Genomic DNA, 25,703 nt, shown 5'->3' with positions numbered 1-25,703 from the left:
GGGCAAGAGGGGAAACATCCGTGAAGTCAAGGAAATTGAGCGCGACTCGCCGCCGCGTCGCGATACTCGGGGCAGCCGCCACCTCGGTCGTCGCCGGAGTGGCTCTGCTGCCCAACTGGTCCGCCGGTGCCGCCGTCGTCGACGACCCCAAGGTCGACGCCCGGACGAAGGCCACCTTCCAGCGGCTGGCGGACGCGGTCTTCACCGACCGTACCGACGCCCTGGTCGCCGGCAAGCAGGGTGACCGGACGAAGCCGCTGACCGACGGCTTCTCCGGTGACGTCAAGCTGTCGTCCGGCACGTCCCGCACCGAGGACGCCGCCCTGTCCACGCTGGGCGACCGCAAGGACAAGCTGGCGAAGGCCGGCGAGAAGTACAGCAAGGCCAGCACCACCGTCACCCTGAACGCCACGCGGGTGACCGGCCGTACCGCCAAGGCCGCGGTCACCGAGAGCACGACGCTGACCTACGAGAAGGTCCGCGGCAACGAGCCGAAGAGCACCGGCTTCGAGGCCCACCACGAGCTGACGTTCAAGGCCGACCGGCAGGGCAACTGGCAGCTGACGGACATCCGCGACACCGACCAGGGCGGTCTCGCGGTGAACGCGCTCACCAAGCCGGTGTCCGTCAAGACGGCCACGACGGCCGACGACACCATGCCGAACGCCGCGCGCGCGGCCACCACCCGCAACCCGGTCGCCGTCCCGAAGACCGGCACCGCCTATGACTACAAGGCGATGGCGACCTACGCCGAGAAGTACTGGAACGTCTACAACAAGGACTATCCGGACTACAACGGCCACGGCGCCGGCGGCGACTGCACCAACTTCGTCAGCCAGTCCCTGAAGGCGGGCGGCTGGAAGCACGTCCCCGGCTACGTGTACGACTACACCAGGTGGTTCGGCAACGCCGACATCCAGTCGGACTCGTTCGTCGGCGTCAACGAGTGGTCCTGGTTCGCCCAGAACTCCAAGCGCACCACCGCGCTCGCCAACGTCTACCAGCTCGAGGTCGGCGACGTCCTCCAGATGGACTTCGACCGCGACGGGTCCAAGGACCACACGATGATCGTCACCGCGAAGAGCGGCGGCGTGCCGTACGTGACCTACCACTCCAACAACACCCTGCGCCGGTCGGTGGCGAGCCTTGTCTCGTCGTACCCGACCGCGTACTTCTACGCCTACCGCACCTGATCCGGCCGGCCCGTCACTCCTCGGGGTGGCGGGCCCGCCAGTACGGGTTGTCGTGCGGCAGGGCGGACCCCACCCTGCCGTACATCCCGAAGACGAGCAGCAGGATCCCGATCACGAAGCTGAGCATGCAGTTCTGGATCTCGAAGGCCAGGAAGTTGTAGTCCGTCTCCAGCAGGGCCATGTTCAGGAAGCCGCTCACGACGAACAGGACACCGAGGCTCATGTTCAGCGTGGACGCGAAGTTCCCGCCGATCACCATCCCCACGAGCAGCAGCAGCCCGACGCCGACCGACAGCCAGCTGAGCGCCCCGTTGGTGTTGAGGCTCCACACCTCGTCCCCACCGGTGTCGAAGAAGCCGATGTTGTCGACGATGCCGAAGATCCCGAAGGCGATCAGACCCAGGCCCATCAGCCCGGCGCCGATCCGGTAGACCAGGTTCAGACGGTGGTCGACCGGCAGATGCTCGTCGAACCTGATGCGCCGCCTGGACCGGTCGTGCACTGCGTGTGTGGCCATCTCCGCCTCCCTGAGGGTGGATGCGCCGATGGAGGCCGTACGTACCTTCAATATCCGCCTGCCGGGCGCCCGCGGCAATGTCAGTGCCCTGTGCCGCGCTCCTCACGGATCCCGGCCACCACATCCGCCACCGCCCGTCGGACGGCCTCCGTCTCGGTCAGGAAGTGCCAGTAGTCGGGGTGCCGGCCCTCCAGCGTGCCGATCGCCCGCTCCAGCCGCGCCACCGAGTCGTCCAGCGGGCGCGCGTGCCGGGGATCGGGGGTGTTGCGCCCCGCCATCGCCAGCCGCTGGGCGTCCCGGATCGCGAACCGGGTCCGGTCGATCTCCGCCTGCGGATCCTTCTGCACGGCGTTCAGCCTGGTCAGCCGGTCACCGGCGGCCGAGACCGCCTCGTCGGTGCTGTTCAGCAGGGCGCGCACCGTCGACAGCAGCGCGGTGGCGTCCGGCCAGCGCTGCGCGTCCCGCGCGCCGCGCGCCTCCGCGAGCTTCGCCTCGGCCTGCCGGACGTGCTCCCCGGCCTGGTCGGGGACGTGCTGGAGGTCCTGCCAGCAGGCGGCCGAGAACCGCCGCCGCAGCTCGCTCAGGATCGGCTCCACCTGCCCCGAGCGGGTCGTCAGCGCCTGGGCGCGGGTCCGCAGCGAGACGAGCCGGTGGTCGATCTCGGCGGCCCGCTCCGGCAGCCGCTCCGCCTCCACCCGGACCGCCTCGGCCTCCCGCGCCACCCGTTCCGCCCGCTCCAGCGTCTGCGGCACGCCGTGCTGCCCCGCGCCCTGGTTCAGCTTCGTCAGCTCGGGCGCCAGCGCCGCCAGCCGCGCCGCCGGACCGTCCGCCCGCAGCCCGCTCTCCCGCACGGCGTCCAGCGCGTTCGAGGCGGCCAGCAGCGCCTGCCGGGCCCGCTCCACGGCGGGCGCGAGGCGGGCCAGCTGGGTCTCGGCCTTGCCGAGCAGCGGGCCCAGCCCGTCGGCGAACCGGTCCAGCTCCTGCTTGACGCGGCCCAGCTCGTCCTTGGCGCGGGTCAGCTGGGTGCGGGCCTCGGCGGCCGCCGAGGCCTCCAGGTCGTCCCGGTCGAGGTCATGGGCGTCGACGGCGTCGATGTACTGGTGGCTGGCCTCGTCGATCCGCCTGCCGACGGCCTCGAAGTCGGAGACGGCGCGCCGGGCGGCCGGCGAGTCGTCCACGGCTCTGATCGTCTCGATCGAGATCCGCAGGTCGCGCTGGGCGCTGTCCAGTTCGTAGAAGGCGGCCGCCGCCGCGTCCTTGGCGGCCTGGGCCTCGGCCCGCTGTCCCTCCGCCCGCCCGCCGAACCAGCGCCGGGTGCCGCCGCCGGCGAACGCGGCGGGCAGCGCGAGGGCGGCCACGAGGGGGAGGGCGACGAGGGCGAGGGTGTCCCGGAGGGCATACGGTCCCCGGCGCGCACGACGGCGCTGTGCGCGCGGCACCAACGGCGAGTACGGCTGCGCTGGTGTCGCCGTCACATCCCTCTCCCGTGCTGTGATCCGCCCTGCCCGGTGTCATTCTCCCACCGGTTAAGGACGAACACACGGGTCGGTTAGTTCGCGTTCCGGACGGTGACTTTGCCGTCGGTGGTGCGTGCGCTGACCACATGCGCGCTGGACTCGTCGCGGGGCACGGACACGTCCACCCCGCCGTCGTCGGTCTTCGTGGTCACCCGGTAGGTCGCCGCGGGCAGTGTGATCGTCACCGAGCCGTCCTCGCTGACGGACTCCACCCGGTCCGGTACGGCGGCCAGGGTGAGGTGGACCGAGCCGTCCTCGGTACGGGTGTCCACCGTGCGCGAGGAGACCTCGGCGCGTACGGAACCGTCCTCGGTGCGCAGCTCCAGCGGCCCGCTGGAGTCGGTGACCTGCACGGAGCCGTCCTCGGCGTGCACGCTCAGCGCGTCCCGGAAGCCCCGTGCCCGGACGCTGCCGTCCTCGTTCTCCACCTTCACGGCGACGCCCCTGGGCACCTCGATCCGGTGCTTGGCGGCGCAGTCGGCGACCAGGCCGGAGCAGTGCAGCCGCAGCGTCAGCCGGTCGTCCTTCATCGACCAGGTCACCTTCGGCTCCTCGCCGATGGTGACCGACCCCTGGAACCAGCGGGTGACGTCGACCTTGCCCGCCTCGGCGGTGTCCGACGCGACGATCTCGAGCGCCGAGTCGTCGGAGTCGACGGTGAGCGTGCGGCCCAGCAGGGCGAAGGCCCGGTGATCGGGATCCTCGTCGTCGGCGGCTGCGACGCCGCAGGCGGTCGTGCCGGCGGCCAGGGCCACGACGGCCCCGGTGGCGAGGAACGCGCGGGCCGAAAATGACGTACGTGCCATGGTGATCTCCCCCTGGGCTGCGTGGCGTTGCCCTGACGACACTAGGGAGCCGCCGCCCGCGGGAGGATCCGGCACGCTCCCGGATCCGGGGTGGGGCTAACCCCCGGATACGGGTTTGCGGGGCACGGCCCCGGGCAATGTAGGCTGTCGACTCGTCCCGGGTGCGTAGCTCAGGGGTAGAGCGCCTGCCTTACAAGCAGGATGTCGGCGGTTCGAAACCGTCCGCGCCCACCAGGAGAGCGAAAAGGGCCTCCGGAGAGATCCGGGGGCCTTTTCGCATGCCCTGGGTGCGGACACTGCGGGTGCTGCGGCGGGTGGTGCCGGTGGCCCGGGACCGGGTCGTCCCGGGCGGCGCCTAGGCGTCGTCCCCCGGTGGGATCTCCCGGGCGTGCTTGAGGTTCATGCGGGCTGCCACCCGGTCCGGGGTCGCGACCTCCGCCCAGAAGCGGTGGCAGGTCACGAACACCGCGAGTTCGTGCTCCCGCCGACGGAGCTTCTCCACCTCGGCCTGCTCGTCGGCCGTCCAGCCGGGGGACGCGGGGCGCTCGGTCTTGCGCCAGCCCGCGTCGTCACTGAAGCCGTCCAGGGGCTCGACCGACCAGGGGAGTCGCTTCAGCAGGGCCGACAGCTCGGCCCTGACCTGATGCAGCTCCTCCTGACCGGCGCGCAGGTCGCTCGGAAAGTCATAGGTCGTAGCCACGCGGCAATGGTACGCCTGTTCGAATTTGGGTGGCGAGCTCCTTCGGGGTGTTCCTGTGAACGTACGTTCGATTGTTCTCGGGTGGGTCTCAGGGGGCCGCCCGGCTCCGTTCGAGGGCGGCGAGGCCCAGCCGGTCCGTGCCGTCCGGGTCGGCGTTGAGGCGGTGGACGACCACCCAACTGCCGTCTGCCGTCGCCCCGGTGAAGAGCGAGGCGTGGCGTGTCGCCCCGTTGTGCCAGCGCAGCGGACCGGCCGTCGCCCAGGTGGGCGCGGGGTCCCCCAGCCGGCGTTCCACCAGCAGCCGGACGACCAGGTCGGCCACCGCGCGGGGCGTGGCCCACAGTCCGCCCGCCGGGAGCATCGCGCCGTCCATCGTCCACGGTCTGCGCGGCCTGCCGAACAGGCCCGGGGCGGGCAGCCGCCGTGCCGGGACGGGGTGTGCGGTCATCTCCGTGACGTCCAGCGGACGCAGCACGTACGCGGTCACCAGTTCCTCGTAGGCCGCCCCGGCCGCGGCGGTCAGGGCCGCGCCGAGGACGGCGTATCCGAGGTTGGAGTACTCCTCCTCCCGGCCCGGGGGCCGGGTGGCGAGCGTGTCCAGGCCGGGGAGCAGCGCGTGCAGCGCGAAGCGGTCGAACGCCGCGTACGGGTCCCGGGGCGGGAGGCGGCCGGGCGGCAGCCGTGGGAGGCCGGAGGTGTGCCGGGCCAGGTGCAGGAGGGTGATCCCGGTCGCGGGGGCTTCGGGCAGCCACCGCTCGACCGGGTCGTCGAGCGCGAGCACCCCGGCCGCGGCCATCCGGGTCAGCGCCGTGCCCGTGACGACCTTGGTGAGCGAGCCGATCTCGACGTAACGGTCGACGGCGTGACCGTCGGCGAGGGCGGGCGGGTCCGCGTGGGTGAGGACGCAGGTCGGGACGCGACGACGCACGAGGGGCCTCACTCGCCGCGCGGCGGGACCGCGCACGCAGGGGTGGCGCCGGGCAGGCGGTGGCGGTTGCGCGACACCCAGCGGTAGACCACGCGGGCGCAGCCCCGGACGCCGGGCAGCCGGAGGACGGCGGAGAGCGTGCGGTAGCCGGCGGACGGCGAGGTGCCGAGCCAGCGGGCCAGCGCGTCGGCCCCGCCCGCGAGGACCGTGCCGCCGCGCAGCAACAACACCTCCCGGTCCAGCCGTTCGAGATGCGGCGCGGTCGACTCCGCGGGCAGGAACTGCCACGGAACCGCCTCCAGCACCGGAGCGGCGAGATCGCGGATACGGTCGACGGACGCCTGGCAGAAGCCGCAGTCCCCGTCGTAGGCGAGTACCGGGGGCACGGAGCGCGGGCCGTGCGGAGCGGGGTTGGTCACTGGTTTCCCTCCACCTCCCACCCACGGTGGGGGCACTGACTGGTTCCTCCCCGCAGCCTCGCACGGTAGCGGGCCACCGCCGGTGTCGGACCCTGGCCCTAGGGTGACGCACATGGATGAACGGGCCACGGGAGTGGAACAGGTGCGGTTGGTGCCCTGGGCGGAGGGCGACTTCTGGCTCCTCCGGCGGGCCAACAGCCCCGCGATGACGGAGCAGCTGGGCGGGCCGGAGAGCGAGGAGAAACTCGCCGACCGGCATCGGCGCTATGTCGAGCCGTTCGCCGGGCGCATGTACCGGGTCACGCTCGCGGACACCGGGGAGACCGTCGGCTCGATCGGCTACTGGGAGCGCGAGTGGCGGGGCGAGACGGTGTGGGAGACGGGCTGGGGGATCCTGCCCGAGTTCCAGGGCAGAGGGCTCGCCGCGACGGCGGCCCGGGCGCTCGTCGACGTCGTACGGCAGCGGGCCGGACACGACGGCCACCCGGCCCTGCACGCGTTCCCCAAGGTGGAGCACGCCGCGTCCAACGGGGTGTGCCGCAAGGCCGGGTTCACCCTGCTCGGACAGGCCGACTTCGAGTACCCGAAGGGGAACCCGATCAGATCCAACGACTGGTACGTCGACCTGCGCACCGGGCCCGCCGCCGCTACCGGGTAGCGGCCCCGGGCCCGCCGCCGCTACCGGGTAGCGTCCGCCAACTCCCGTACCAGGCGCGTGGCCACCGGCACCGGAACCCCGTGCCGCTCGGCCGCGCGGAGCAACCCCCCGCCGATCGCGTCGAGTTCGAGGGGCCTCCCCGCCTCGGCGTCCCGCTGCATGGAGGACTTCGTGCCGGGGGCGAAGGAGTCGTAGCGGGCGAGTGCCTGGGCCGGGTCGGCGGGGGCGCCGCAGGCGCGGCTGACGGCGGCGGTCTCCTCGACCAGGGCGGTCAGTTCCTCGCGGTGCCGGGTGCGGATCTCGCCCAGCGGCAGACCGTGCCGGGTGGTGAGCAGGGCGAAGGGTGCGAGGAAGGCCATCTTCGCCCACAGGGCGGCGGTCTCGTCCGGCAGGACGCGGACGGCCGGGCCGGCCGCCTCCAGTGCCCGCGCGAGCGCGTCGAGGCGCGGGCGCGGCACGGTGTCGCCGGTCAGGTCGATCTCCGCGAAGCCGCTCCCGTGCTCGATCACGCCGGGCGCGACCCGGGTCGACTCGACCCGGACGACGGCCGGGGCGACCCGGTCCGGGCGGTACCGGGCGCGCAGGACCGCCGGGTGCTCGACGCCGTTCAGGAACGGCACGAGGAGGGTGTCCTCGCCGAGAGCCGGGGCGGGGACCCGGGCCAGGGCCGCGTCGAGGGCGGTGTGCTTGACGGTGATCAGCACCGCGTCGACGGGCGCGCGCAGCTCGGTGTCCGCCGCGACCCGCGCCGTGAAGTCGCCGAACGGGGTGCTGTGGACGCGGATGCCGTCGGCGCGCAGGGCCGCCGCCGTCTCCTCGCCGGCCAGGCAGGTCACCCGGTGGCCGGCGCGGGACAGCAGGGCCGCGAGCAGGCCGCCCACCCCGCCGGGGCCGAGAACGGCGACGCTGAGTATGTCCTTCGTCATGTGCTGTTGTCCCTCTCGTCGGTCGGCCCCGCGGGTGCGGTGGCCGCCTCGGAGGTGATCATGGCACGAGGGCGGGGTGCCGGGGGAGACTGGGAGACATGTGCCGGAGCATCAAGACGCTGCGTCCCCCCGCCCTGCCCGAGAAGGCGACGGAGGACGATGTGCGCGCCGCAGCCCTGCAGTACGTCCGTAAGGTGTCCGGCTTCCGGGCGCCGGCCGAGCACAACCGGGAGGTGTTCGAGCGAGCGGTCGAGGTCATCGCCGCGGCCACGGCGGAGCTGCTGGACGGGCTGGAGGTGCGCGGGGCAGGCCGGGGCGCGGCAGCGCGCACCCAGGGCACGTAGCGCACGTAGGGAACCCAAGGGCATGGAGCGCGCCCAGGGCCCGGCCGGTGGCGCGCTACGCCGCCGGCTGCCGTCGCATGACGTACGCCGCACCGGCCCCCGCGCCGAACAGCGCGAGCACCGACACCCCCGTCGCCAGCCACGTCGTGCCCAGCCAGTGCGCGCCGAAGTAGCCCAGGGCGGCGCTGTAGCCCGCCCAGGAGAGGCCGGCCAGGGCGGACCAGGGGAGGAACTCGCGGGGGCGGCGATGCGCGGCCCCCGCGATGAGCGAGACGACGGAACGGCCGGCGGGGGCGAAACGGGCCAGCACGACCAGCGCGCCGCCGCCCCGGGCCAGCGCCTCGCCGAGACGTTCCTGCGCGGTGGTCAGCCGTCGGGAGCGGGAGATCGCCCGGTCCAGGCGCTCACCGCCGCGCCAGGCCAGCCGGTAGGCCACCAGGTCGCCCAGCACCGAGGCGGTCGTCGCGGAGAGGATCAGAACCATGATGTCCGGTACGTCGTGCGGCACCTGACCGGTCGCCGCACCCGAGCCCGCGGCCGCGGCCGTGGCGGCCGTGATGACGAGCACCCCGCTGGGCAGCACCGGCAGGAACACGTCGAGGAGGACCGACAGGCCCACCACCGCGTAGATCCATGGGCTGCCGAGCAAAGCCCCCACACTTTCGAACACCACTGACTCCCCGTGTCTCCCCCGTGACGGCCGACCGTGCCGCTGTGTCGCGGGGGAGCGGCAGGTGCGGCCAATGACAGCCATACAGCGTACGCCCGGGGTGTGACAGTAGATTCACGGGGGGCTCATGTGTTCGGTGCAGGACGTTCACCGAGAGCGTCCACCACGTGCTGATCCGTGGTCGACCACGTGCTGATCCGCGGTCACCCGGGCGCCGTGAGGGCCCGGATGACCGCGGATCACGGTGTCGTCGGAACAAGGTCAGGCGGAAACCGTGGCCTTGGGTGCCGCGGGCTCCCGCTCGGTGGCCGGGCGGCCGGCGAACAGGCGGTCGATGCCGAGGGCGCCGGAGCCGGTGAACACCAGCAGCAGGAAGGCCCAGCAGAACATCGCGGAGGCCTCGCCGCCGTTCTGGATCGGCCACAGGGCGCTCGGCTGGTGCACGTCGAAGTAGGCGTACGCCATGGAGCCCGAGGCCAGGAACGCGGCGGCCCGGGTGCCGAGGCCGAGCAGCACCAGGCTGCCGCAGACCAGCTGGATCACGGCCGCGTACCAGCCGGGCCAGGCGCCGGAGTCGAGCGTGCCGCCGTCGGTGCCCGCGGCGCCGCCGAGGACGCCGAAGAGCGAGGCCGCGCCGTGGCAGGCGAAGAGCAGGCCTACGACGATGCGGAAGAGGCCGATCGCGTAGGGCTGTGCGGTGTTGAGGCGAGCGGACATGGTGGGGGGTGCTCCTTCGGTGTCGGTCGGGCCGGTCCCGGATGGGGGAAGGACCGGTCGTGGGGGCGGCGGTACCGAATGAGCGACACACGTTAGGCGCACCTAATCGATGCTTGCAAGTTCAACTTCTAGCCACGGTTCGGGTTCCGTCCGGGGTCCCGATCGGCCTTCCGCCCGTGGTTCCGCCTGGGGCGCCGCCTGGGGCTCTGCCTGGGGCTCTGTCCCGGGTTCGAGCTCCCTGACCGCCGTGCGCAGCGCGGCTCTCGCCACTGCGTCGGCATCCGAAAATGTGACCGAATCCACCCCTGGGCGGGCGCCTGCCGCGGTGACCCAGTGCACGCCCTCCGTAGGTACGCCGAAAGCCAACCTCCTTGCGTGCGGCCGCCCTTGACGGTCTATCAGGTGATAGGGGCGCGGGGTCACGTCCAGGCCTCCGGTCTCATAGCCGTCCACCGTGTGGGGACGGCACTGCCCGGTCTTCAGCAGCCGCGCCAGCAGGCCGTCGGCGGTGCGTCGCACATCCGGTTCCGGAAGCCGCGCCTCGACGAGGGTCGTCACCCGGACGGCCGACCCCGGCACCTCCGGCGCGTGCGCCCGCCAGGCCCCGTCCTCCTCCCGCACCTCCAGCCGGGGACCGAGCACCTCCACCACCCCCGCCTCGACCAGAGCGGCCAGTTCCTCGACGCGCCGGCGCGGCGGGCCGATGGACAGGAACGCGTTGAGCGGGGTGTACCAGCGGTCCAGGTGGTCCCGGCGGGAGGCGCCGGTCAGACCGGCGTGGTCGACGATCAGCCGCAGCTCGTTGCGCAGGTCGCGCAGGACGTCCAGGGCCGCCTTCACGGGCCCGTCCACATTGCCCCGGGCGGCCTCCTCCGCGTCCCTGCGCAGATGGCCGAGCAGCCAGTCCCGCCACTGCCCCGGATGCGCGAACCGCCGTCCCGTGTACGGCCGGGAGATCCGGTCCCAGCTCCAGCGGTCGGCCCGCGGTATGCCGAACCCGTCGAGCAGCACGGCCTCCTGGGCGTCGCGGTGCGGGACGGCCGAGAACTCCCGCACGAAACCCTCCGCGGAGCCGGGCCGCGCCGGCTCCCGCAGCAGGGCCGCGTAGTAGACCGTCTCCACCTCCTTCGCCACCAACGGCCATATCTCGGCCAGGAAGTCGGGCGCCTCACCGGAGTCCGCGCGCTTGCGGAATCCCGCGATCACCTCCGGGGTCAGCACGAGCGGGCGGTGACGGCCGTACGGCCCCTTCGCGTTGTCGCCGCGCGCCTGGTACGGGATGCCGCGCCGGGAACCGGCGTACAGCCGCGGCTCGTGACCGGAGGGCAGATAGCGCAGGGCCGCCCGCCCGGTGCCGACGCCGGCGTGGGCAGGGACGGGGACGAAGCGGCCGCCCCGGCCGGTGGTCAGCAGGGCCAGGTGGTCGAAGAAGTTCAGGCCGAGACCGCGCAGCAGCACCGGTTCGCCGGGGGCGAGCGCGGCGAGGTCGACGTCGGCCGGGTTGGCGGGCGGGACGTGCCGCAGGCCGTGCTGTCGGGCGTACGCGGTGTGGCGTCGCTGGGCGGTGTCGGCGACCACCGGCAGATGCCCCTGGGCCAGGACGACGGCGGACAGGCCGAGCAGGATCCGGCCGTCGTCCAGGGTGAGGACCTGGCGGCCGTCGGCGGCGTCGTCGAGCCGGACCGCGCGGGCCGCGTGCGTCTCGACGCGCACCGACGGAGGGGCCTGGCGCACGGTCCGGGCGAACACCCACTCCAGATAGCGGCCGTAGTGCGCGCGGGTCGGGTACTCGTCCGGCCCCAGCTCGCCGGCCGCCCACGCGTGCAGACTCGGACCCGGACGGATCGGGCCCGCGCAGTCCACGCTGTCGTCGGTGAACAGCGTCACCTGCGAGGCCACGGTGTTCATCAGCAGCTCCCGCGACTGCGCGGTGCGCCATACGCGACCCGGTCCCGGCGGGGCGGGATCGACGACGTGGACGGTCAGTCGCGCCCCGGGCGGAAGGAGGTCGGGCGCGGAGGCGCAGAGGCGTTCCAGGACGCTGGTGCCTCGCGGCCCGGCGCCGACGAGGGCGAGGGAAACGGTGACCGACGGTGTCGCGTTCGCGTTCGCGTCCGGTGCGGGCTCTGCGACGCCGGCTTGGTCTGCGTTCACTGAGGGCAAGAGGGTGACTCCCGGGCGTGTGGGGCGCGATGGAGCGGACCGTCCACGGGGCCGCGGTGGAAGCGGACGGTCCGCATCATCATGCCGTCGGCCGTCACGGAAGCCAACGCGGGCCCCGGGTGCCCCGGTTGTTTCGCCTCAGGAAGTCCTCAGGGAGCACTCAGGGAGTCAGGTCGGACTCCCGCACCGTCTTCAGCGATCCGTCACCCTGAGCCTGCTCCAGCCGCAGCCGGGCCGAACGCCCGCGCAGGGTGAGGAACATGAGCTGGTTGCCGAACCACGGCCCGCCCTTCTTGCGCCAGCCGACCGGCGGCCGGGGACAGCGGCCGTGCCGACGCAGGCGGCGGCCGAGCGCCCGGGCCACGGCGCTCCAGCCGAAGCGGAAGCCCACCCGGATCGACGCGGGGACGGAGTTGTGCACCGGGGAGCAGGTGAGCTGGAGCACCCGCGCGTCGGGGCCGCCGCCCTCGTGCCAGTACGGCTCCGCCACGTAAGCGTGGTGCACGTCCCCGGAGAGCACGAGCACACTGGCCGGCGCCCCTGCCCCCGTCCCCGTCTCGGCGATCAGCCGCGCCAGCGCGGCGAAGGACTCGGGGAAGGCCGCCCAGTGCTCCAGATCCGCCCCGCGCCGCACCTTCTCCCCGATGCGGGCCCAGCGCGCCCCGCGCTCGCCCCGGCACAGCGCCGCGTCCCACTCCTCGGCGTCGTGCACCAGATGCGGCAGCAGCCAGGGCAGCGAGGTGCCGATCAGGAGGTGGTCGTAGGAGCCTGGGCCGTCGAGGGTCTGTTCGCGCAGCCAGGTCCACTCGCCCGGGTGGAGCATCGAGCGCCCGTCCTCGTCGAGGACCCGCGCCGCCCTGCTGTCGACCATCAGCAGCCGCACGCGCCCGAAGTCGCGCCGGTAGCTCCACCGCACGGACGCCGGGTCCGCGTCGGCACGACAGGCGAAGGCGCGCAGTGCGTCGGTGCCGTCGGGGGTCTCGCGTACGGCGGCGTAGAGCGGGTCGGTGGCCAGCTCGGCCGGGGAGAGGTTCCCGAGGTGCTGGTGCACCCAGTACGACATCAGGCCGCTCAGCAGCCGCTCGCGCCACCAGGGGGCGGCCCGCATGTCGGCCAGCCAGGAGGCGGAGGTGTTCCAGTCGTCGATGACGTCGTGGTCGTCGAAGACCATGCAGCTGGGCACGGTGGACAGCAGCCAGCGCACCTCGGGGTCGAGCCAGGACTCGTAGTAGAGCCAGGTGTACTCCTCGAAGTCCGCGACCTCGGCGCCCGGCGCGTCGGTGAGACCGCGGCGGGCGGCGATCCGCTCCCGGGTCGCGTCGGAGACCTCGTCGGCATAGACCTGGTCGCCCAACAGCAGCAGCACGTCGGGCCGTTCGGCCGCCGGATCGGCGGCGATACGCGCCGCCAGGCTGTCCAGGGCGTCGGGCCCCACGGGGTCGTGCCCGCCCGCCGGGGGCGCCGCCCAGCGGCAGGAGCCGAACGCCACCCGGACCTCGTCGCCGCCGTCGCCGGCGCCGACCGCGGCGGGGGTGCGGATCTCCGAGGGCGGGAAGCGCGAGTCGGGCAGCGGCCACACGCGGGTGCCGTCGAGGAAGACCTCGTACCCCGTGGCCGTGCCCGCCGTCAGGCCCGTCACCTCGACGAGGGCGTAGTGGTGGCCCGCCACCTGGAAGGTGTGGGCGCTGCCGCCCGCACCGTCCGCGCAGCGCACCTCGGTGGCGCACGGGCGGCTCGCCTCGACCCATACGGTCGCCGTCGAGCCGTCGGCATATCTCAGTACTGGTCCCAGCCGCAGTTCGGCCACGCGATCGCCCTCCTCCGTCGCCCCGTACGGTACGGAACGACGGAGGAGAGTGGGGAGATACCTGCGGTCACGAGTCGATCAGCAGCTCGACAGGTAGCTGGTGAGCGCGCTCTTCTCGGCGGAGTCCACGGACAGGCCGTAGTAGTACTTCACCTGGACCCACGCGCGGACGTAGGTGCAGCGGTACGAGGTGACCGACGGCATCCACTCGGCCGGGTCCTGGTCGCCCTTGGACTGGTTCACGTTGTCCGTGACGGCGATGAGCTGCGGGCGGGTCAGGTCGTTAGCGAAGGCCTGGCGCTGGGCGGTGGTCCAGTTGCGGGCGCCGGAGTCCCAGGCCTCGGCGAGCGGGACCATGTGGTCGATGTCGACGTCGGCGGCGGCGGTCCAGGTGGCGCCGTCGTAGGGGGAGAACCAGCTGCCGCTGGTGGCGGCGCAGGCGGAGCTGGTGACGACGTTCGTACCGTCGCGCTTGAGGACCGTCTCCCGGGTGTTGCAGGTGCCGGAGATGGTGATCCAGTGCGGGAAGAGGTCACGGCTGTAGCCGGTGCGGACCTCGGTCGCCACGGTGAGCGAGGCGAGGTAGGTACGGGCGGTCGCGGCGCTGACCGGGGTGGGGAGAGCGGCGGAGGCGGTCGGGGAGTTGAGAAGCCCGACCGAGGCTATGAGGCCGGTGAGGGCGGCGAGTATGCTCAGCCGTCCACGCGCGTAGAACTTCGACATGCGAACTCCATGGGGGAGGCGGGGTGTTGGAGCGCGAGCGAGGGAATGCTCGCGGCCGCACGTTGCGGGGAGATGTGCGCCCGGTGAGAAGTTAGTGACGCGTGCATGACACGACAAGGTTTATGGCAGAACGATCTCGTACAATGGGGGACGCAGAAGGGGAGTAGCTCTTCGCCGGACCGTCGACATACTGCTCAGCTCGTCTGAGCCGGCGCCCGGAGGCAGACCCGTCACAGGGTCCGCCAGCGAGACCTTCGGCAAGCAGTGCACATCCGTGCCCCACGGCAGGGATGACATGTGTGCTGCCGTGCCGAGGTGTCTTCTTTCCCGAAGCGTCAGGACTCTCGGTGGGGCGGCCCCCGACCGATTGAGGAACCTTGATCAGCATCACCGTGACGGCGCTCGTCTTCGGCGTCGTCTTCCTGGCCGAGCTGCCGGACAAGACCGCGCTCGCCGGCCTCGTCCTCGGCACCCGCTACCGCGCCTCGTACGTCTTCGCCGGGGTCGCCGCCGCCTTCGCGCTGCATGTCGCGCTGGCCGTCGCGGCGGGCAGCGTGCTGACCCTGCTTCCGCAGCAGCTCGTGCACGCGCTGACCGGTGTCCTGTTCCTGGGCGGCGCGGCGGTGCTGCTGCTGAAGAAGGACGAGAGCGAGGAGGAGGTCCGGCGGCCGGGGAACCAGTCCTTCTGGAAGGTCGCCGGCGCGGGCTTCATGCTGATCCTCGTCGCCGAGTTCGGCGATCTCACCCAGATCATGACGGCGAACCTAGCCGCCCGCTACGACGACCCGCTGTCCGTCGGACTGGGTGCGGTGCTGGCGCTGTGGGCGGTGGCCGGGCTCGGCATCGTCGGCGGAAAGGCGCTGATGAAGCGGGTGCCGCTGAGGCTGATCACGCAGATCGCGGCGCTGCTGATGCTGGCGCTCGGGGTGTGGAGCCTGTGGGAGGCGATCGCCGGCTGAGGTCGGGGCGGAGCTGAACGGCGGGTGAACGCTCCCCGGCACCTCGCGGTCGGGGTGGCGGTGGACCCGCATTGTTTTGTACCGTAGAGAAACAAAGTGGCTCCCGCTCGTTTTCCCTGACCGGCGGGCGGGGCCGCCTTGTTCTCTTCCTACCTGGAGCTGCTGATGCCGGTCCTGACCGCCCGCGCCCTCCTGCTCGACATGGACGGCACCCTCGTGAACTCCGACGCCGTCGTGGAACGGGTCTGGCGGCGCTGGGCCGACACGCACGGGCTCGACGGGGACGACGTCATGAAGGTCGTCCACGGCCGCCAGGGATACGCCTCGATGGCCGTGCTGCTGCCCGGCCGGCCGGTGCACCTGAACCACGCGGACAACGCGCGGATGCTGGCGGAGGAGACCGCCGACCTGGACGGTGTCGTGCCGGTGCCCGGCGCGCCGGAGTTCCTCGCCTCCCTGCGGGGCGTCCCGCACGCGCTGGTCACCTCGGCGGACGTGCCGCTGTCGACGGCCCGGATGGCCGCGGCCGGACTGGCGCTCCCGGACGTGCGCGTCACCGCGGAGTCGGTGGGCGCGAGCAAGCCGGACCCCGAGGGCTTCCTCAAGGGCGCGGCCGAGCTGGGGATCGCCCCGGCCGACTGCGTGGTGTTCGAGGACTCCGGCGCGGGCATCGCGGCCGGCCGGGCCGCCGGCATGCGGGTCGTGGGAGTGGGACCGCGGGCCGCCGCGCACGGGCCCGACGTGGTGGTCCGCGATCTGCGGCAGGTGCGGGTGGAATCGGATGAGTCCGGGGTGCGGATCCACGTGGCGTGAGGCGCCGGGGGGCTGTGGGGCGGTCGTGCCGTGCTTCCGGGCCCGGGCCCGCGGGCGGGGGCTGCGGGCTTCGGCTTCGGGCTCCGGGTCCGCTCGGGTGAGGCGGCGGAGTCCGGGTGCGGATCCTTGTGGCGTGAGCGCCGCGGGGGCTGTGGTGCCGCGGGTCTGTGACGCCCCGGGGTCCGGGTGGGTGCGCGGGTTTGTGGTGCCGTGAGGTCCGGGTGCCGTGGTGGCTGCGGTGCCCGTGGGCCTGTGTTGCCGTGGTTTCGGGATCCGGGGGCTGAGGTTCCCGGGGCTACGGCTCTGTCGTCTCCGACTCCAGGCGGGTCCGGGTCTGTGCTCCGTAGATGCCCAGGCCGTCCTCGGTCGTGCCGCGGGACCACTGGTAGTTGCGCAGGGCGTCCTCGACCTCGCCGGTGAAGGTGCCGTCGGTCTCGCCGTTGTAGAGGAACAGCTGGCGCAGCCGCAGCTGGAGTTCGGTCACCTCGGCACCCTTGTCGCCGCGCCGCAGGACGACCGCCTCGTCGGAGTCGTCCTCGTTGTCCGCCCCGTTGCCGGGCGCCAGGGAGCCGGTCACGCGGGCGGTCGGCGTGGCCTGCCCGGCGTCGGCCGACGGTGACGCCGAGGGGGAGGCGCTCGACTCCGACGCGGAGGGCGACGGACTCTCGCTCTCGGAGGGTGACGGCGAGGCCTCGGAGGCCGACGGGGACGCTGAGCGACTCGGCGAGGCCGACGCCGAGGCGGCGCTGGTCGAGGCGTCCGGCACGGCCGCCCGTACGTCCTCGGGGGTTGCCCCGTCCCGCGTCGGCTTCTCGTAGGTGAACAGTCCGGAGGCGAATCCGGCCGCCGCCACCACGGCCACGACGGCCGCGGTCGTCGCGATCAGCAGCGTGCGCCGACGGCGGGGGTGGTGCGGTTCCTCGTCGTCGGGGTGTACGGCGCCGACGTCCGCCGCCTCGAACAGGTTCAGGTCGGTCGTGCTGGGCTCGGAGGCGGACGCGGCCAGGGGAGTGGGCAGAGCCGCCGTCATGTCCGGCGCCGGCCCGCCGGGGTGCACGGTGCGCAGGGGCATCGTCGCGTCGGCCGGAGCGCCGGGAGCGCCAGGAACGCCGGGAGCGCCAGGAACGGTCGGGAGTGGCATGGTCACGTCGGCCGGGCCGGCGGAGCCCATGGATCCACCCTCGGCCTCGCCCCCGAACGTGCCCGCGGGTTCGCCCCCGCCCTCGGTTCCCAGCTCGACGTAGGGCCGTATCCGCAACGGATCGAAGTCCTCCGCGGCGGCCGCCTCCGTCGTGCGCGTGTCGCGCTGGGCCTCGGAGGCGCGCTGGGCGCAGACGCAGGACGGGGTGTTGTCGAGCGCGCGGAGCGCTCCGCACTCCGGGCACGGCAGTCCCTGCTGCCCCGAGTGCCCCTGGTGCCCCGTCGGATCGATCACGTGTTCGTCCCTCCCCATTCAAACTCCAGAGATTATGCAGATCCTTCACATGCCCCGCCGCCCGCGACCCCCGGAATGTCGTATTCCGTCAGAGCGCAAGACGACTACAAGAGGCCATAACGGGTCACACCGATCACGATGGAGGGGGTCACCAGAGCCTCGGGAGGCATCCATGGTCTTGGACGCGCACAGCAGGGCGGCGGATCCGCGTGCGGAACACGTGTCCGGAAACGTTCTCGTCTCCATCGGCGCCCTCCTGCTCGGCATGCTGCTCGCCGCTCTGGACCAGACGATCGTGTCGACCGCCCTGCCCACGATCGTCAGCGAGCTCGGTGGTATGGAGCACCTGTCGTGGGTGGTCACCGCGTACCTGCTGGCGTCGACGGCCGCGACCCCGCTGTGGGGCAAACTCGGTGACCAGTACGGGCGCAAGAGGCTGTTCCAGACCGCGATCGTCATCTTCCTGATCGGTTCGGCGCTGTGCGGAATGGCGCAAAACATGCCGCAGCTGATCGCCTTCCGCGCGCTCCAGGGCCTGGGCGGCGGCGGCCTGATGGTGCTGTCGATGGCGATCGTCGGCGACCTCGTCCCACCGCGCGACCGCGGCCGCTACCAGGGCCTGTTCGGCGCGGTGTTCGGCGCCACGAGCGTCCTCGGCCCGCTGCTGGGCGGCCTGTTCACCGAGCATCTGAGCTGGCGCTGGGTGTTCTACGTCAACCTGCCCGTCGGCGTCGTCGCGCTCGCCGTCATCGCGACCGTCCTGCGCATCCCGCGCAAGTCGACGAAGCACGTCATCGACTACCTCGGCACCTTCCTCATCGCCGCGGTCGCCACCTGCCTGGTCCTGGTGGCCTCGCTCGGCGGCACCACCTGGGACTGGGCCTCGCCGCAGATCGTCGGCCTGGCGGTGCTGGGCGTGCTCCTGGCCGTGGCGTTCGTGGCCGTGGAACGCCGGGCGGCCGAACCGGTGCTGCCCCTGAAACTGTTCCGCATCCGCACCTTCACCCTCTCCGCGGTGATCAGCTTCATCGTCGGCTTCGCGATGTTCGGCGCGATGACCTACCTGCCGACCTTCCTCCAGGTGGTGCAGGGCGTCTCGCCGACCCTGTCCGGCGTGCACATGCTGCCGATGGTGGCGGGCCTGCTGCTGGCGTCCACCGCCTCCGGGCAGATCGTCAGCCGCACCGGCCGCTGGAAGGTGTTCCCGGTCGCCGGCACCGGCGTCACCACGCTCGGCCTGCTCCTCCTGCACCGGCTCGACGAGCACAGCTCCACGGGCGCGATGAGCGCCTGCTTCTTCGTGTTCGGTCTCGGCCTCGGCCTGGTCATGCAGGTGCTGGTGCTGATCGTGCAGAACGCCGTCGGGTACGAGGACCTCGGCGTCGCCACCTCCGGCGCGACCTTCTTCCGCTCGATCGGCGCCTCCTTCGGCGTCGCGATCTTCGGCACGATCTTCTCGGGCCGCCTCGGTGACAAGCTCACGGATGCCTTCCGGGGCGTGCAACTCCCGTCCGGGGTCTCGGTGGACGGACTCGAGTCCGACCCGCGCGGCATCGCCGAGCTGCCGTCGACCCTGCGACCGCAGGCCCTGGACGCGTACGCGTCCGCCATCACCGACGTCTTCCTGTACGCCGCCCCCGTCGCCCTCGTCGGCTTCGTCCTGGCGTGGTTCCTCAAGGAGGACCCGCTGCGCGGCTCGGTCACCGCGCCCGACGTGACGGAGACCCTCGCCAGCAACCCGGTGGAACGGTCCTCGTACGACGAGGTGTGCCGGGCGCTGTCCGTGCTCGGCACCCGGGAGGGCCGCCGCGAGGTCTACCGGAAGATCGCCGCCCTGGCCGGCCAGGACCTCCTGCCGGCGTCGAGCTGGCTGCTGCTGCGGATCAAGCGGTACGGCAGTGTCGAGCCGAGCGTGCTCTCCGAGAACAGCACCGTCCCGCTGCCGGTGATCATCGAGGCCGTCCGTCAGATCGAGGGACGGGGGCTCGCCGTACGCGAGGGGCTCGACATGATGCTGACCGACGAGGGGCGCGAGGTCGCCGACCGGCTCGCGCAGGTCCGCGAGGAGTCGCTGGCCGAGCTGCTCGGCGACTGGTGGGGCCCGGACCGGCCCACCGACCTGGTCCAGCTCGTCAAGGAGCTGAACAGCGAGCTGTGCGGCTCGGACCGGGAACAGCCGCACGGCGGGCGGGTGGTGCCCGACCACCGGCTCACCTGAGGTCCCAGGACGTGTCCGCAGAGTCCCGCCTGGCTCGCGACGCCCGGCACGCACTCCCCCGGAGGGGGCACCCCCAGCGCGTTGTCGGATAGCCCACGTACACCCGGTACGCGGGCGACCCTCCGCCTTGCGATCGCACGCACCGGACGCCGCGAGCCCTGCCCTGCGGGCAGACGGCGCTACTCTGCGGACACGCCCTGGCCGAGCGGCTTGCCGAACCAGTGCTCGGCGTACGGGTCCGCGTTGTGCGGCGCGGTCTCCGTGTAACCCAGCCGGGCGTACAGGGCACGGGCCTCGACGAGGTCGCCGCGCGTGTCGAGGATCATCCGGGTGGCGCCGAGCGCGCGGGCGGCGTCCTCGGCGCCCCGGACGAGAAGCGCGGCGCCGCCCCGGCCGCGCAGCTCCGCCCGGACGAACACCCGGGTGAGCTCGGCGGTGTCGGCGTCCCGCAGCCGTACGCCCGCGGTGCCGGCCGGTTCACCGCCGTACCGTCCGACGAGCAACCGTCCGCCGGGCGGGGCGAGTTCGGCACCGGTGCGGGCGGCGATCTCCCGCTCCAGCTCGACCGGGTCGGTTCTGCGTCCTTCGTGCAGCAGGTAGTAGCGGTCGCTGACCTCGGTGTAGTACGCCCGCCAGAGGGCGCGGGCGGCCGGGGCGTCGAAGGGTTCGGCGGTGAGGGTCCAGGTCGGCGACGTCGTCATGCGGACATTGTCCGAAGACGGCCCGGCCGCCCCGCAACCGAATATGCGTCGACACCCTCGTCCCGGTAGGTGCGCGGGCCGTTTGGGAGAGGCAGTCCGGGCAACCCGATGCGTGAACCGGCCCGTGGGGCCGACACATCGGAAGGCAAGGCATGTCCACAGGAGTGATCATCGCTCTGATCGTGATCGTGGCGGCCATCGTCGCCGTCGCGGCCGTTCTGGCCGTGCGGGCCCGCGGGTCGCACGGCGGACACGGTCTGAAGCGTCGCTTCGGGCCCGAGTACGACCGTGCCGTGGCCCGGCACGACGGGGACGTCAAGGCCGCCGAGCGCGAGCTCGACGCCCTGGTGGAGCGGCACGGCGGGCTGCGCGAGCGCCCGCTGGAGCCCGCCGAGCGGGAGAGGTTCGAGGCCCGCTGGACGGCCGCGCAGGAGCGGTTCGTCGACTCGCCCCAGGAGGCGGTCACCGAGGCCGACCGTCTGCTCGCCGAAGTGGCCGGCGCCCGGGGCTTCCCGGACGGCGACCAGTACGAGGAGCAGCTCGCCGCGCTCTCCGTCCACCACGCGCACCACGTCCAGGGCTACCGACGCGTCCACCGGGTCGCCCGCGTACGCGTCAACGGCGTCGACACGCACGACGCGAGCGCGACCGGCACGTCCGGCGCACCCGGCACCGAGGACATGCGGGCCGCCCTGGTCGAGGCGCGCGCCCTCTTCGACGACCTGGTCGGTGGGGCCTCCCACGACGCCGGCCGCCGTCGCCCGCAGGAGCGCGTGAGCCAGAACGGCTCCCGCTCCGGCCACCACCTGCCGCGAGGGTTCCACCGTCACCAGACGAAGGAGGGCTGACCGCCATGCCGGACCTGACACCGAACAAGACGCCGAACCCGACGCCCGACACGACGCAGGACACGACGCGTGACACGACGCGTGACACGGGTGCGAACCCGGACGTGATTCCGGGCGGGGCTCCGGAGAGCCGCCGACCGGCGGGCGACCGAGCCCGCGCGACGAAGCCCGGCGACACCGCACGGGCCGCCGACACTCTGCGGCCCGGCCGGACCGGCGAAGCCGTACGCGGCGGCGACACCGCACGCACCCCCGGCGAGGCAGCCTCGCCGGGTGAGGCCGCTCTGCCGGGGGAGGCCGTCCTGCCGGGGGAGAGGGGACGGACTTCGGCGGAGCCGCGCGGTACGACAGCCGTGGGCGAGCCGACGCCGCTCGGCTCCGACATCGGCGCGGGCGAACCCGCGCGCGGTCGGGCGGCCGGCGCCGGTCGGGACGCGGGCCCGCTCAGTGCCTCCGGCGAAGGGGCGCAGCCCCGGCACCGGGACGCGGGCGCGGTGGACACCGTCACGGGCCGTGAGCCGACGGCGGCCGCCGCCGCCGAGCACCGCGGTCACGGCGCGTCCCTCCTGCCGGACGACGAGTGCGACCGGATCGCCTCCCGCATGCGGCACGCGGTCGTCGGGTTCGTCGACGGCCCGCGCGACGCCGTCGCGGAGGCCGACCAGGTGCTGGAGGAACTCGCCGCGCAGTTCACGGACGCCGTGGACCGCCGACGCCGCACCCTGCGCGGGTCCTGGCAGTCGGGGTCGGAGGGCGGCAAGGACCGCTCCGCGACGGCCACCGCGACGGCCACCGACACCGAGCAGCTCCGGCTGGCCCTGCGGGACTACCGCGAACTGACCGAGCGGCTGCTACACCTCTGAGCCCTCGGCCCCTTCGGCCCTCGCGGCCGACCCACCTGCCGCCGCCCGGCGCTCCCGCCACTCCCGTACGACCGCTTCGACGTCGTACGGCTTCATGCCCAGCGGGGGGCCGGGCGGCGGCTTGTACATCATGTCGCGCACTTTGACGTTGACGTCCGTGATGATCTTCCGGACGAGGCGTTCCGAAGGCGCCGCGTACGCCGCCGCGAGCGCGTCCTCCGCCTCCTTGCGCAGGGCGAGCGTCGGTGGCAGGACGGAAAGGCCCTCACGGGCCATCTTGCGCTTGATCCACCAGAGTTCGTCGTACGCGGTGTCCGCACCCGTCGGCAACGGCTTTCCCGCTCCCGCCAGTTGGGCGAACTCGCCGCGCCGCTCCGCGTCACGGATCTGCTTGTCGACCCAGGACTCGAACGGGACACCCGGTGGCTTTCGCTCGGTCATGCGTCCATTGTGCCGGACGCGGTGGGGCCGGGCGATTTATCATGCGGCCGCTGTACAAGCACACTTAGGACCCAGCACGCCGACAGGCATGTCAAAGACATTTCAAGGGGAGCGCACGTGCTCGAACTCACCATGGCCACCGTCTCCGGGACGGAAGAGGGCGCCACGGCCGGCATGCTGATGGCCGATTCGCCCAGCGACCCGGGTGCCGTGCTCCGGGTGGGCCGGGACAAGTCCGTGTGCCGCCTCGCGACCCCCGACGACTGGCTGTTCGTCTCCCGGGTGCACCTGGAGTTCCTGTGCGGCCCCGAGGGCACCTGGCAGGTCTCGTGGCTGCGCGGGTCGCAGGACGAGCCGTCCTCCGAGGTGCGGCTGGTGAGCGGCCAGTACGCCCAGCCGCTCGCCTACGGCGGGACCATGCCGCTGGCGCGCGGCGGCTCCGGCGAGATCATCGTCCTCGACCGCACCGGGCCGCGCAGCGTCAACGTGGGCTTCTATCACGAGGCGTGACAATTTCGGGGGATCGGGACGGGGGAGGCGGTGCCACCGGGGCCTGTCCGCCCCGGTAGGGCTAGGCCAGCACGCGCGCCAGCGCGAAGCCGTCGTAGCCCTTCGCCCCCACCGTCTGGACGGCCGTACCGCTCAGCCTCGGGTGCGAGCCGATCAGCTCGATCGCGGCGCGGGTGCCGACCACGTCTCCCGCGTCGCTGTCCGCGTCCACGACCCGCCCGCCCCGGACGACGTTGTCGACGACGATCAGGCTGCCCACGCTCGTGAGCTTCAGCGCCCACTCCAGGTAGTGGGCGTTGTTGACCTTGTCGGCGTCGATGAAGACGAGGTCGAACGGCGGCGGGTTCTCGTCGGCCAGCAGCGGCAGCGACTCCAGGGCCGGCCCGACCCGCACCTCGACCAGCTTGTCCAGGCCCGCGCGGGCGATGTTGCGGGTGGCGACCTCCGCGTGCCGGGGGCTGTACTCCAGCGAGATCAGCCGGCCGTCGGCCGGGAGCGCGCGGGCCAGCCAGATCGTGCTGTAACCGCCGAGCGTGCCGATCTCCAGGACCGTCCGGGCCCCCTGGATCTCGGCGAGCAGCTGGAGCAGCTTGCCCTGGTTGGCCGTGACGTTGACGGGCGGCAGCTCGGCGGCCTCGCTGTCGCGCAGCGCGGCCGCCGTCACCTCGTCGTCCGGGGCGAGATGGTCGGTGAAGTAGGCGTCGACAGCGTCCCAGGCCTGCGACTCGCTCATGCGCTCTGCCTCTCGTGTACCTGACATATCCGGCGGTATGTCTCGTCAGGAATGCTAAGTCGAGCCCCACGGATCCCCGGTCGGGGCTTTCAGCCGTTCGGCGCAGGGGGCGCGGCGGGAGGCGCGAATGATGCGGAGGGCGCCGTACGCGGCGTGGGGGGTGTTGGCGGCGTGGTGGGCGTGGGCGGGGGCGGAGTGGGGCGTGCGGAAGGCATGGCGGGCGTCCGGGGCGTCCGGGGTGGCGTGGACGGCTTCGGCGGAACGGAAGCGGGCGGAGGGGCGGGAGGGGCGGGAGGAGCAGTGGGGACGGGCGGCCGCGCGGGCCGAGGGGGAGTGCGGCGGAGGGACGGCGGCCGCGGGGGCATGGGGGGCGCGGCGGGCGGGACGGGCGCGGCGGGCGTACCAGGAGGTGCGGACGGCACCGTGGGGCCCGCGGCAGCCGTCCCCCGCACCGCTGCCGACCCCGGCGCTGCCGGGCCTGGCGCCGCTGACCCCGGCACCGTCCCAGACCCCCCTACGGTCGTGCCTGGTACCGCCGCTGACCCCGGCACCGGTCCAGGCCTCCCTGCCGTCGTACCTGGCAGCGGCGCCGCCCCGGTTCCGGTGGTGGGCGTCGGCTGGAAGCCCGAGGCATGGCGGGGGCGCGGCAGGGTCGCCCGGCGGGCCCGGCCCCAGCGGACCCCCAGCACGACCGCGACGGTGTTCAGGACGGCCAGTCCGCCGACCACCGTCAGCAGCCACACCGGGATGCCGGCCAGCGCGAGCAGCCGGTCCTCGTAGATCACCTGCCGGTACGCGGCGTCCGTCGCCGCCCGGCGCAGCTCATGGTCCCCGGAGATCTCCGAGGGCCGCGGGAACTCCTGGGCGACGGCCGTCAGGAACGGTGTGCCCTTCGCCAGCTCGGCCAGCGGCCCCGTCGCCTTGCCGAGCGCCCCGGCGAACGTCACCCGGGGCCGTTCGCCGCCGATCCGCGAGGCCGGTTCCATGCGGTGCGCGGCGAGGACGTACAGGCCGAGCGACTGCGGGGTGGCCGCCAGCCGGGACAGCCGCATCGGGTAGACGAGGGTGTCGGCGGCGAAGGTGAGGTGCAGCGGCTCGAGCTCGCCGCGCAGCGCGGTCCCGCTGCTCTCGGGGGTCAGCCGGACCGCCACGTACTCCCAGCGCCGGTCGACGTACGGCTGGAGCGCGGTCTCGAGGCGGCCCGGGAGGGTGAAGTCGTTGGCGCGCAGCCAGTCGTCGAGGTCCCCCGGATCGGTGGCGGTCAGCCGGGCCACGTCGAACGGGCCGAGCCGCTCACGTCCGATCACGCCGACGCCGGGTCCGGCCCCGGGCGGTGGCGGACCCGCCGTGTCGCCGCCCGTGGTCAGCGGCCAGTCGCCGTCCTGCGGCCAGAAGTGGTGGCGGGTGCGGTGCACGGGGGCGGTGGCCGCGGCCAGCTGGTCGAACAGCTCCGGTGCGCCGAGTTCGACCGTCGCCCGGTGCGGCACGGGCATGATCCAGGCGGCCCGGTCGGCGTCCCCGTCGACCGTCAGCCGCATCACGATCTGCTCCTGCGCGCCGTCCCAGCGCACGACGGAGACCTCCCGGCCGACCACGACCTGCCGCTGGTCGCCCGGGAGCAGCGCACCGCAGCCGCAGGCGTAGGCCGGCGCGACGAGCGAGCCGAGCTGGATCGCCAGCAGAGCCAGCAGCACGGCCGTGATCCGCCCGCGCAACCGTTTCCGCCACGCCTGCCGTCCCCGCGGGAAACCGCCCATGCCTCGTATCCCCTCCAGCACTCTCCGTACCCGCCAGCGCGCATCACGGTGGCAACGACGGTACGGCTGAAGCCCCCGCTCCGTTCGCGGCCCTATCCAATTCCCGCCCCCCGACGGCCCGCTGACGGTCCCGTGTCCCGACCCGTATCCGGACCCGGGTCCCCCCTCGTGTCCCGTCCCGCATCCCGGCCCGTGGAAACGGCGGGGCCCCGGGACCACTATCGTCTTCCGGACAAAAGGAGAGCGGACGTCAGGTGAAGTGGGGATGGCCTGCGTCTCTGTCCGGGGGCGGTGCGAGCCTCATAGGGTGCGAGAGGAAACTTCGCGCACGGGACGT

Annotated in this window: 26 protein-coding genes and 1 tRNA gene; 10 read left to right on the top strand and 17 right to left on the bottom strand. The window is 73.1% G+C overall.

Annotated features, from left to right (window positions below; all coding sequences use genetic code 11):
* The first annotated feature begins 20 nt into the window (after nucleotides 1-20).
* Nucleotides 21-1,193, top strand: coding sequence for an amidase domain-containing protein (locus tag OG736_RS14465; protein WP_327182804.1), 1,173 nt, complete (start codon nucleotides 21-23; stop codon nucleotides 1,191-1,193).
* A 13-nt stretch (nucleotides 1,194-1,206) separates the two neighbouring features.
* On the opposite strand, the gene OG736_RS14460 is transcribed toward OG736_RS14465, so the two are convergent.
* The 3 genes from OG736_RS14460 to OG736_RS14450 form a co-directional block, all read right to left on the bottom strand.
* Nucleotides 1,207-1,710 (bottom strand): DUF4383 domain-containing protein, encoded by a 504-nt coding sequence (locus OG736_RS14460; protein ID WP_327182803.1) that lies wholly within the window; start codon nucleotides 1,708-1,710, stop codon nucleotides 1,207-1,209.
* An 80-nt stretch (nucleotides 1,711-1,790) separates the two neighbouring features.
* On the bottom strand, nucleotides 1,791-3,185 hold the full coding sequence (locus OG736_RS14455; RefSeq protein WP_327182802.1) for a hypothetical protein: 1,395 nt from the start codon (nucleotides 3,183-3,185) through the stop codon (nucleotides 1,791-1,793).
* 74 nt (nucleotides 3,186-3,259) lie between these two features.
* A complete protein-coding gene (locus tag OG736_RS14450) occupies nucleotides 3,260-4,033 on the bottom strand; it encodes a DUF4097 family beta strand repeat-containing protein (protein ID WP_327182801.1) in 774 nt (257 codons plus the stop codon).
* A gap of 159 nt (nucleotides 4,034-4,192) precedes the next feature.
* Here OG736_RS14450 and OG736_RS14445 point away from each other — a divergent pair.
* Nucleotides 4,193-4,267: transfer RNA gene (locus tag OG736_RS14445), tRNA-Val, on the top strand.
* A 121-nt stretch (nucleotides 4,268-4,388) separates the two neighbouring features.
* Here OG736_RS14445 and OG736_RS14440 read toward each other — a convergent pair.
* The 3 genes from OG736_RS14440 to OG736_RS14430 form a co-directional block, all read right to left on the bottom strand.
* Entirely contained in the window at nucleotides 4,389-4,733 is a 345-nt protein-coding gene (locus OG736_RS14440) for a DUF8825 domain-containing protein (protein WP_327182800.1), read from the bottom strand.
* A gap of 88 nt (nucleotides 4,734-4,821) precedes the next feature.
* Nucleotides 4,822-5,661: a serine hydrolase domain-containing protein gene (locus OG736_RS14435; protein ID WP_327182799.1), complete on the bottom strand. Its 840-nt coding sequence runs from the start codon at nucleotides 5,659-5,661 to the stop codon at nucleotides 4,822-4,824.
* A gap of 8 nt (nucleotides 5,662-5,669) precedes the next feature.
* Nucleotides 5,670-6,080 carry a thiol-disulfide oxidoreductase DCC family protein gene (locus OG736_RS14430; RefSeq protein WP_327182798.1) on the bottom strand — a complete coding sequence of 137 codons (411 nt, stop codon included), beginning with the start codon at nucleotides 6,078-6,080 and terminating at the stop codon, nucleotides 5,670-5,672.
* A gap of 112 nt (nucleotides 6,081-6,192) precedes the next feature.
* On the opposite strand from OG736_RS14430, the gene OG736_RS14425 reads away from it, so the two are divergent.
* Entirely contained in the window at nucleotides 6,193-6,738 is a 546-nt protein-coding gene (locus tag OG736_RS14425; protein WP_327182797.1) for a GNAT family N-acetyltransferase, read from the top strand.
* A 20-nt stretch (nucleotides 6,739-6,758) separates the two neighbouring features.
* Here the strand turns inward: OG736_RS14425 and OG736_RS14420 are convergent, their stop codons facing one another.
* A complete protein-coding gene (locus tag OG736_RS14420) occupies nucleotides 6,759-7,664 on the bottom strand; it encodes a ketopantoate reductase family protein (protein ID WP_327182796.1) in 906 nt (301 codons plus the stop codon).
* A 98-nt stretch (nucleotides 7,665-7,762) separates the two neighbouring features.
* Here OG736_RS14420 and OG736_RS14415 point away from each other — a divergent pair, with 98 nt between their 5' ends.
* Nucleotides 7,763-8,008 carry a DUF2277 domain-containing protein gene (locus tag OG736_RS14415; RefSeq protein ID WP_057599816.1) on the top strand — a complete coding sequence of 82 codons (246 nt, stop codon included), beginning with the start codon at nucleotides 7,763-7,765 and terminating at the stop codon, nucleotides 8,006-8,008.
* A 55-nt stretch (nucleotides 8,009-8,063) separates the two neighbouring features.
* On the opposite strand, the gene OG736_RS14410 is transcribed toward OG736_RS14415, so the two are convergent.
* From OG736_RS14410 to OG736_RS14390, 5 genes are all read right to left on the bottom strand, one after another.
* Nucleotides 8,064-8,678: a DedA family protein gene (locus OG736_RS14410; protein ID WP_054238093.1), complete on the bottom strand. Its 615-nt coding sequence runs from the start codon at nucleotides 8,676-8,678 to the stop codon at nucleotides 8,064-8,066.
* 261 nt (nucleotides 8,679-8,939) lie between these two features.
* Entirely contained in the window at nucleotides 8,940-9,395 is a 456-nt protein-coding gene (locus tag OG736_RS14405; protein ID WP_327182795.1) for a DoxX family protein, read from the bottom strand.
* Between the two features lie 102 nt (nucleotides 9,396-9,497).
* Nucleotides 9,498-11,549 carry an FAD/NAD(P)-binding protein gene (locus OG736_RS14400; RefSeq protein ID WP_327182794.1) on the bottom strand — a complete coding sequence of 684 codons (2,052 nt, stop codon included), beginning with the start codon at nucleotides 11,547-11,549 and terminating at the stop codon, nucleotides 9,498-9,500.
* A gap of 169 nt (nucleotides 11,550-11,718) precedes the next feature.
* Nucleotides 11,719-13,365, bottom strand: coding sequence for an alkaline phosphatase D family protein (locus OG736_RS14395; protein ID WP_327182793.1), 1,647 nt, complete (start codon nucleotides 13,363-13,365; stop codon nucleotides 11,719-11,721).
* A 78-nt stretch (nucleotides 13,366-13,443) separates the two neighbouring features.
* Nucleotides 13,444-14,088 (bottom strand): HNH endonuclease family protein, encoded by a 645-nt coding sequence (locus OG736_RS14390; RefSeq protein ID WP_142264028.1) that lies wholly within the window; start codon nucleotides 14,086-14,088, stop codon nucleotides 13,444-13,446.
* A 377-nt stretch (nucleotides 14,089-14,465) separates the two neighbouring features.
* Here OG736_RS14390 and OG736_RS14385 point away from each other — a divergent pair, with 377 nt between their 5' ends.
* Nucleotides 14,466-15,047 (top strand): TMEM165/GDT1 family protein, encoded by a 582-nt coding sequence (locus tag OG736_RS14385; RefSeq protein ID WP_327182792.1) that lies wholly within the window; start codon nucleotides 14,466-14,468, stop codon nucleotides 15,045-15,047.
* A 165-nt stretch (nucleotides 15,048-15,212) separates the two neighbouring features.
* Nucleotides 15,213-15,860 (top strand): HAD-IA family hydrolase, encoded by a 648-nt coding sequence (locus tag OG736_RS14380; protein ID WP_327187606.1) that lies wholly within the window; start codon nucleotides 15,213-15,215, stop codon nucleotides 15,858-15,860.
* 295 nt (nucleotides 15,861-16,155) lie between these two features.
* On the opposite strand, the gene OG736_RS14375 is transcribed toward OG736_RS14380, so the two are convergent.
* Nucleotides 16,156-17,295: a peptidoglycan-binding domain-containing protein gene (locus OG736_RS14375; RefSeq protein ID WP_327182791.1), complete on the bottom strand. Its 1,140-nt coding sequence runs from the start codon at nucleotides 17,293-17,295 to the stop codon at nucleotides 16,156-16,158.
* A 172-nt stretch (nucleotides 17,296-17,467) separates the two neighbouring features.
* Here OG736_RS14375 and OG736_RS14370 point away from each other — a divergent pair, with 172 nt between their 5' ends.
* Nucleotides 17,468-19,513: an MDR family MFS transporter gene (locus OG736_RS14370; protein ID WP_327182790.1), complete on the top strand. Its 2,046-nt coding sequence runs from the start codon at nucleotides 17,468-17,470 to the stop codon at nucleotides 19,511-19,513.
* 179 nt (nucleotides 19,514-19,692) lie between these two features.
* On the opposite strand, the gene OG736_RS14365 is transcribed toward OG736_RS14370, so the two are convergent.
* The gene (locus tag OG736_RS14365) at nucleotides 19,693-20,214 is read right to left on the bottom strand and encodes a GNAT family N-acetyltransferase (RefSeq protein WP_327182789.1); all 522 of its coding nucleotides are present in this window, start codon (nucleotides 20,212-20,214) and stop codon (nucleotides 19,693-19,695) included.
* A 152-nt stretch (nucleotides 20,215-20,366) separates the two neighbouring features.
* Here OG736_RS14365 and OG736_RS14360 point away from each other — a divergent pair, with 152 nt between their 5' ends.
* Together OG736_RS14360 and OG736_RS14355 are read left to right on the top strand one after the other, a co-directional pair.
* Nucleotides 20,367-21,062, top strand: a complete 696-nt coding sequence (locus OG736_RS14360; protein ID WP_327182788.1) for a hypothetical protein — start codon at nucleotides 20,367-20,369, stop codon at nucleotides 21,060-21,062.
* Between the two features lie 5 nt (nucleotides 21,063-21,067).
* The gene (locus OG736_RS14355; RefSeq protein ID WP_442817033.1) at nucleotides 21,068-21,925 is read left to right on the top strand and encodes a hypothetical protein; all 858 of its coding nucleotides are present in this window, start codon (nucleotides 21,068-21,070) and stop codon (nucleotides 21,923-21,925) included.
* On the opposite strand, the gene OG736_RS14350 is transcribed toward OG736_RS14355, so the two are convergent.
* Entirely contained in the window at nucleotides 21,914-22,366 is a 453-nt protein-coding gene (locus OG736_RS14350; protein WP_327182787.1) for a DnaJ family domain-containing protein, read from the bottom strand. The genes OG736_RS14355 and OG736_RS14350 overlap by 12 nt on opposite strands.
* Before the next feature lie 117 nt (nucleotides 22,367-22,483).
* On the opposite strand from OG736_RS14350, the gene OG736_RS14345 reads away from it, so the two are divergent.
* Entirely contained in the window at nucleotides 22,484-22,876 is a 393-nt protein-coding gene (locus tag OG736_RS14345) for a hypothetical protein (RefSeq protein ID WP_020126876.1), read from the top strand.
* Nucleotides 22,877-22,937: 61 nt separating this feature from the next.
* On the opposite strand, the gene OG736_RS14340 is transcribed toward OG736_RS14345, so the two are convergent.
* Nucleotides 22,938-23,609 (bottom strand): O-methyltransferase, encoded by a 672-nt coding sequence (locus tag OG736_RS14340; RefSeq protein WP_057599805.1) that lies wholly within the window; start codon nucleotides 23,607-23,609, stop codon nucleotides 22,938-22,940.
* Between the two features lie 89 nt (nucleotides 23,610-23,698).
* On the bottom strand, nucleotides 23,699-25,366 hold the full coding sequence (locus OG736_RS14335; protein ID WP_327182786.1) for a DUF2330 domain-containing protein: 1,668 nt from the start codon (nucleotides 25,364-25,366) through the stop codon (nucleotides 23,699-23,701).
* Between the last annotated feature and the right edge of the window lie 337 nt (nucleotides 25,367-25,703).

It is taken from the genome of Streptomyces sp. NBC_01334, assembly GCF_035983595.1.
Lineage (GTDB): Bacteria > Actinomycetota > Actinomycetes > Streptomycetales > Streptomycetaceae > Streptomyces > Streptomyces coriariae.
This window is presented reverse-complemented; position numbering and strand designations above follow the sequence as displayed.

What these genes read in the sequence shown, in the direction of transcription:
- OG736_RS14390 (WP_142264028.1), bottom strand. Translation starts at nt 14,088, where the DNA reads ATGTCGAAGTTCTACGCGCGTGGACGGCTGAGCATACTCGCCGCCCTC.
- OG736_RS14460 (WP_327182803.1), bottom strand. Translation starts at nt 1,710, where the DNA reads ATGGCCACACACGCAGTGCACGACCGGTCCAGGCGGCGCATCAGGTTC.
- OG736_RS14425 (WP_327182797.1), top strand. Translation starts at nt 6,193, where the DNA reads ATGGATGAACGGGCCACGGGAGTGGAACAGGTGCGGTTGGTGCCCTGG.
- OG736_RS14340 (WP_057599805.1), bottom strand. Translation starts at nt 23,609, where the DNA reads ATGAGCGAGTCGCAGGCCTGGGACGCTGTCGACGCCTACTTCACCGAC.
- OG736_RS14370 (WP_327182790.1), top strand. Translation starts at nt 17,468, where the DNA reads ATGGTCTTGGACGCGCACAGCAGGGCGGCGGATCCGCGTGCGGAACAC.
- OG736_RS14355 (WP_442817033.1), top strand. Translation starts at nt 21,068, where the DNA reads ATGCCGGACCTGACACCGAACAAGACGCCGAACCCGACGCCCGACACG.
- OG736_RS14450 (WP_327182801.1), bottom strand. Translation starts at nt 4,033, where the DNA reads ATGGCACGTACGTCATTTTCGGCCCGCGCGTTCCTCGCCACCGGGGCC.
- OG736_RS14335 (WP_327182786.1), bottom strand. Translation starts at nt 25,366, where the DNA reads ATGGGCGGTTTCCCGCGGGGACGGCAGGCGTGGCGGAAACGGTTGCGC.
- OG736_RS14360 (WP_327182788.1), top strand. Translation starts at nt 20,367, where the DNA reads ATGTCCACAGGAGTGATCATCGCTCTGATCGTGATCGTGGCGGCCATC.
- OG736_RS14415 (WP_057599816.1), top strand. Translation starts at nt 7,763, where the DNA reads ATGTGCCGGAGCATCAAGACGCTGCGTCCCCCCGCCCTGCCCGAGAAG.
- OG736_RS14350 (WP_327182787.1), bottom strand. Translation starts at nt 22,366, where the DNA reads ATGACCGAGCGAAAGCCACCGGGTGTCCCGTTCGAGTCCTGGGTCGAC.
- OG736_RS14380 (WP_327187606.1), top strand. Translation starts at nt 15,213, where the DNA reads ATGCCGGTCCTGACCGCCCGCGCCCTCCTGCTCGACATGGACGGCACC.
- OG736_RS14405 (WP_327182795.1), bottom strand. Translation starts at nt 9,395, where the DNA reads ATGTCCGCTCGCCTCAACACCGCACAGCCCTACGCGATCGGCCTCTTC.
- OG736_RS14365 (WP_327182789.1), bottom strand. Translation starts at nt 20,214, where the DNA reads ATGACGACGTCGCCGACCTGGACCCTCACCGCCGAACCCTTCGACGCC.
- OG736_RS14420 (WP_327182796.1), bottom strand. Translation starts at nt 7,664, where the DNA reads ATGACGAAGGACATACTCAGCGTCGCCGTTCTCGGCCCCGGCGGGGTG.